This is a genomic window from Lipingzhangella rawalii, from assembly GCF_031628175.1.
Classification (GTDB): domain Bacteria; phylum Actinomycetota; class Actinomycetes; order Streptosporangiales; family Streptosporangiaceae; genus Lipingzhangella_A; species Lipingzhangella_A rawalii.
Map to the genome: position 1 here is coordinate 1 of NZ_JAVLVT010000026.1, position 3891 is coordinate 3891.

General features: G+C 69.9%; 4 protein-coding genes and 1 pseudogene. 1 reads left to right on the forward strand and 4 read right to left on the reverse strand.

The genetic code is table 11. The features are described 5' to 3' along the window. From RIF23_RS20530 to RIF23_RS20545, 4 genes and pseudogenes are all read right to left on the reverse strand, one after another. Window positions 1-454, reverse strand: a pseudogene (locus RIF23_RS20530) (leucine zipper domain-containing protein); the annotation flags it as partial. Window positions 455-532: 78 nt separating this feature from the next. Beyond that, window positions 533-823, reverse strand: a complete 291-nt coding sequence (locus RIF23_RS20535) for a hypothetical protein (protein ID WP_310914283.1) — start codon at window positions 821-823, stop codon at window positions 533-535. After that, complete coding sequence (locus RIF23_RS20540) at window positions 823-1218, reverse strand: transposase (protein WP_310914284.1); 396 nt, start codon at window positions 1216-1218, stop codon at window positions 823-825. Before RIF23_RS20540 ends, RIF23_RS20535 begins: the two co-directional genes overlap by 1 nt. A 138-nt stretch (window positions 1219-1356) precedes the next feature. After that, complete coding sequence (locus RIF23_RS20545; protein WP_310914286.1) at window positions 1357-2244, reverse strand: mycofactocin-associated electron transfer flavoprotein beta subunit; 888 nt, start codon at window positions 2242-2244, stop codon at window positions 1357-1359. Window positions 2245-2517: 273 nt separating this feature from the next. Here RIF23_RS20545 and RIF23_RS20550 point away from each other — a divergent pair, with 273 nt between their 5' ends. After that, complete coding sequence (locus tag RIF23_RS20550; RefSeq protein WP_310914287.1) at window positions 2518-3057, forward strand: hypothetical protein; 540 nt, start codon at window positions 2518-2520, stop codon at window positions 3055-3057. Window positions 3058-3891: the final 834 nt, after the last annotated feature.

Consider the following 3891-nt stretch of genomic DNA (forward strand, 5'->3'; position numbering starts at 1 on the left):
TAGGTGCTCGGTGTAGGCTAGGCGGGAGGACCCGTCCACGGCGGAGTAGACGTAGCCGTCCGCCGCCCCGGTGTTCACGGCCCGCTGGGCGGTGCGGGTGGCTTCGGAGTCGCGGCCGTGAACGCGCCATCCCTGCCCTCGGGGATGCGTCCGAGCTTCTTCACATCCAGGTGGACCATGTGGCCGGGCCAGCGCGCGGTGATGCGGCCCGGGACACGGTTGGTGGCACCGCCAGGCCTCGATGGTGGCGACGGTCTCGCCCGAGGCGGCCCGGGGGCTGCGGTCCGGGGTGGAGGAGCGCTCGTGCAGGCCGGTCTCACCATAGCGACGGTAGCGGTTGACCCACGTGGAGGCACACGCCCGCGAGATGCCCATCTCGGCGATCGGGCGGCTCCGGCAGCGCGACGAGGCGGCGGCGCCCTTCGAAGGACAGCGGCGCATTACTGTGTGGCACGAGAGCAGGTCCCTTCCGGTGGCTCGATGAGTGGTTGGCGCTTCTCATCATCGCCACCGTGGGCCTGCTCTCCTCATGTCACCCCGTGCCAGTGTCAACAACCTCCCACCCCGCAACAGCTAGACCGGCCAACAGGTAGGTGATACGTGGCGCGTCGTATCCAGCGTCCAACACGGTGAGGATCTCGGGATCTCCATGTTGCCACTGCTCGGCATCGAGGAGATGCCCGATGACCTCGCGTAGCTGGGCGGCGGTGAGCCTCGCTGTATCGGCATCGGGTCCAAGCGGCGGGCATCGAGGACGGGCGTGCAGGACGTAGATCCGCTCTCCAAGGCGGCCACTATCAAATACGGGCCACCTCGGAATCATCACGTGCTGGTCGGCGCCGCGCTCGCAGGTAAGGGAGAAGGAACGCCGAGGACCGGTGGCCCCATCTGGGCGCAGTCATGGGGAGGCATCGGCCGCCAGCACCAGCCGCCCGTCGCCGCGCGGGGTAGCGGCATCGCGGCCAGGCACCGGCGCAGCTGGGCGGCATAGATGCGATCCTGGTTCAGACGGGCATACAGAGCGCCGTGGCCGCGCCGGTGTTCGGGTGCCAGAGCCAGGTCGACCCGCGTCTTGACCGGCCCCTCGGTACACAGCAGGGCATCTGCCAGTTCGAACAGCGCATCAGGACGACGGGTCAGGTAGTCATACGGGCCTGCGCGAAACCGGGACAACTCCGACAAGGACTCGACATGGGCAGCATCGTCCAGCACACTCATAAACACGGCCTTCGTTGTGGCTCAGGTGCTTCTTCGTCGTCGCACATGATCACGCGAAGGCCGTCGCGCTGTCCGGGAAACGACCAAGTCCCCGACCTGAGCACTGAACCAGATAACGGCGAAGGTCAAACGTCAAGCTCAGGAGGGGCTGAGGAAACCGTGTTGGCGTAGGTAGGCGAGTAGTTCCGCGGCGGCCGCATCGGGGTCGGTGTGCACGATTCGCGCGGGGGAGTGCGCGGTATAGGTGCCGAGAATGGTCAGGGCGCGTTCCCGTGCACTACGGCTGGGATCCGGGGACGGCAGGGCGCGCGGACGCGCCCGGAACGGGCCGGAGCGGTGCGGAAACCCGGAGAAGCCATCCCGCGGCGCCGGGGCCAGCGCGGTCGTGACCTCGGCCGTGTCCAGCAGGGCGGTGAAGGACGCACGGCGCGGGGCGACGCGGTCCCCACCGACCCGCACCCCGGCCTCCACCGACAGCACGGCCGGGGCCGCCACCCGCAGGCGTTCCCGACGTCCCCCATCCAGACGGCGAACGGCCCGGATCTCGTCCGGGATGCTGGACTCCAGCTCCATCAGCCCCAGGGCCTGGGCCGCATCAAGTTCCTCGGCGAGGAAAGCCGGGACGGAGCCGCTGCCGCGGTCCACGCTGGCCGATCCGCACAGCACCAGTTCCGCCGGCTCGCTACCGTCCGGGCCGAGCACCGAGGCCAGCGCGGCGGCGACGGTGGCGCTCGCGGCACTCCCGTGCGGCCCTCCGGTCGGCAGTTCGATCCGGACCGCACGCGCCGCACCCATCGCACGTGCCTCCCGCAGCAGGGGTTTCGCCTCGGAGGGGCCGGCGGTGACCGCCACGACGTCCCGGTTCCACTGGTCACCCAGGCGCAACGCCAGTTCCAGGGCCGCGAAGTCAGCGCTGGAGGCACCCAGAGACCGGGCGTCGCGGTGGCCGTGGACACACACGGTCCCGTCGACGGGATCGATGTCGGGGCGCAGGTCGACGAGTTTCAGCGCGGCGACAATGCTCATGGCGCTCCAGTGGCAGGACGACGACGGGTGCCGACGATCCTAACGGGCCGTTCCGGCCCCGCTCGGGCGCCGGTGCGCACTGGGGTCCGCCCCCGCGGCCCGGCCGGATCGCGGCGCAGCGGCGGATTTGGTTGACTATCCGCATGTATTCACCCGAACCGCGGGACTATCCCGCGCATTCGCCGCCGGGCGCCCGTTCACAGCACGGATATCCGCCCACCCCGCCCAGCCAGCCCCGCACTCTGCCCGAACCCTCCCCCGGGGGTGGCCGTGGTGCCGCTGCGGGCCCGCTGGATATGGATCTGGATCTACTTCACCGGCGGGGCAATAGTCAACTGCATCTATCTGCCGTTCACGTGGCTGTCCGGAACCGGGCTGGGCTCGGACACCTCGGACTTTCCGCTGGGCTGGGTACTGCTCGGCAATGTGCTTTTCCTCGCCTGGGGGTGTTACGTGGCGCCGCGGATGCTCACCCGGCAGGGGGCCGCGGTGAGCGCCACCGGTATCACCCTGGTCCAAGAGCCGCTGCTGTGGTTCCCCGGACGTGGGGTCGCGCTGGCCTGGGAACAGATTCACGCGATCACCAGTGCACACGAATCCGACGGCAGTGGAACCGAAAGCACCAACCACCGCACGGTGGTGCGGATCCGGCCCACGGATCCGGACCAGCTTCCCAAACTGCCAAGCTGGGCGAGCAGGAGACTCCTGTTCCTGAACGACACGGTGATCCAGGTGGACTCCTGGCTTAAGCACGCGCAGCGGCTGTTGCAGGTCCTGCGCGAGACCCGTCCGGACCTGGTGCACGAGCACTAGGCACCCGAAGCTTCTGCCCGGTGGCTGCGTGGGCTGCGTGGCATCCCTTCCACCGGCACGGCGACCGTCCCAGTCCCCGACGGCGCCCCAGCCATCCCGCTCTACGCCGTGTCTCTTGGAGTGTCCGCGGGGTGGGGTGCTGGTCTGGCCGCCTCGGTGGGCGTGGTCGCAGTTCATGAACTCCCCCAAGCCGAATGAGCGCTGGCTCTGCTGATGTGCGCGAATCCGCCCAGGGCAGGCCCGAGGGATGCACCCGGACTCCATGCCGGTGCCCGTGGTGAGGGCAGCGTTGCGGGGTGTGGAGGAGACCCGGCAGGAGGTTCCCCGAACCGAGCCATCCCCAATCCCGCATCCGTCCGTGGGCCGGGGTGCGGGAGAGTGCTTCCCCCAGTGTCACCATCCCCGAGGCCGCTTCCGCCCCTCCGGTACCCGTGGTGCGGGGGAGGGCACCCAGGGCGCGACGCCGCCCGCGGCCACCACTTGTCGGAGGCTTGGAGAAGTCCGCACGCCGGGTTCGTCCGGGGGTTGTGGTGGCGGTGGTTGGTTGATTCTGCGCGTCGTGTTGGCCGCCGGCGGCGTCGCGCCGTGGTGGTTCCTGGTGGTGTGCTGTTCCCTGGGGCGCTCCCCCGCACGACGGCCAGCGGGGGTGTTGGGGGCGGTGACCGTGGAATGCATCCCGCTGCCCGGGGAGCGCGCTTTCCGGCACGAGGGCCAGCGGGGATGTGGGGGGCGGTGATCGTGAGACATATCCCGCTGGTCGGGGGATGCGCCCACCAGCCGGCACCACCCCGGTTGCCCATCGTGCGGGGGAGGGCACCCAGCGCCCGACACCAC

What these genes read in the sequence shown, in the direction of transcription:
- RIF23_RS20535 (WP_310914283.1), bottom strand. Translation starts at nt 823, where the DNA reads ATGATTCCGAGGTGGCCCGTATTTGATAGTGGCCGCCTTGGAGAGCGG.
- RIF23_RS20540 (WP_310914284.1), bottom strand. Translation starts at nt 1,218, where the DNA reads ATGAGTGTGCTGGACGATGCTGCCCATGTCGAGTCCTTGTCGGAGTTG.
- RIF23_RS20545 (WP_310914286.1), bottom strand. Translation starts at nt 2,244, where the DNA reads ATGAGCATTGTCGCCGCGCTGAAACTCGTCGACCTGCGCCCCGACATC.